This is a genomic window from Bradyrhizobium sp. P5_C11_2 (assembly GCF_054049755.1).
Window position 1 is genome coordinate 1 of sequence record NZ_JBFULT010001041.1, and the last position, 1,252, is coordinate 1,252.

The following is a 1,252-nucleotide window of genomic DNA, read 5'->3' on the forward strand; positions in this document are numbered from 1 at the left end:
AGACCGAGGAGCGGCTTCGCCAATCGCAGAAGATGGATGCGATCGGCCAGCTCACCGGCGGCGTCGCGCATGACTTCAACAACGTGCTCACCGTCATCACCGGTACCATCGAGATCATCCAGGAGGGGCTTGCGGACAAGCCCGATCTCGCCGCGATCGCCCAGCTCATCGACGATGCGGCCGCGCGCGGCGCGGAGATCACCTCGCAGCTCCTGACCTTTGCGCGTCGCCAGCCGCTGGAGCCGCGCGAGATCGACGTCAACGGTCTCGTGGTCGAGACGGCGAAGCTGTTGAAGCCGATCCTGGGCGAGCACGTCGAGATCGTGACCCGCCTCGCGGACGACGCCTGGCCGGCGATGGCCGATCCGTCCCAGCTCTCGTCGGCGATCGTCAATCTCGCCGTCAATGCGCGCGATGCGATGCCGGGCGGCGGCAGGCTGACGCTCGAGACCGCCAACCGGGAGCTCGAAGGCAATGGCGACGGCGACGTCCGCTCCGGCGCCTTCGTCATGGTCGCGGTGGCCGACACCGGCCACGGCATCCCGGCCGACATCCGCGACCGCGTGTTCGAGCCGTTCTTCACCACCAAGGGGGTCGGCCGCGGCACCGGGCTTGGCCTCAGCATGGTCTACGGCTTCGCCAAGCAGAGCGGCGGCACCGTTGCGATCGAGACCGAGGAGGGCCGCGGCACCGTGGTGCGGCTGTTTCTGCCGCGATCGGCGGATGACGCCCCGGCCAGGGAAGGACCGGTGCAGGCGGCTGAGGCGGCACGCGGGCACGAGACGATTCTCGTGGTCGAGGACGATCCGCTGGTGCAAGGCTATGTCATTGCCCAGCTCGGCAGCCTYGGCTATCGCACGCTCGTCGCCGGTGACGGCGCAACCGCGCTCGCGCTGGTGGACCAGGGCGCCAAATTCGATCTGCTGTTCACCGACATCATCATGCCCGGCGGCATGAACGGGCAGGAATTGGCCGAGGCGGTCCGGCTCCGCCGCCCGGGGGTGAGGGTGCTCTACACCTCCGGCTATACCGACAACACCATCGTCCACGAGGGACATCTCGATCCCGGCGTGGCGCTGCTCAGGAAGCCGTACCGGAAGTCGGAACTGTCACAGAAGATGCGCGAGATGCTCGCGGGCGAGCCATCCGCCTGAGTGGGGCGCGAGGCCAGCGAACACGGCGCCAACGAAAAAGACGCGGCGGGAGTGCCCCGCCGCGCCCGATTTCTTGCTCGCTGGTCCAGGGCTGAGAG

At 68.3% G+C, this 1,252-nt stretch carries 1 protein-coding gene; it reads left to right on the plus strand.

What is annotated here, in order from left to right:
- Positions 1 to 1,154 (plus strand): ATP-binding protein (locus ACXJL8_RS41485; RefSeq protein ID WP_456687083.1); only part of this gene is annotated, 1,154 nt, incomplete at its 5' end.
- Between the last annotated feature and the right edge of the window lie 98 nt (positions 1,155 to 1,252).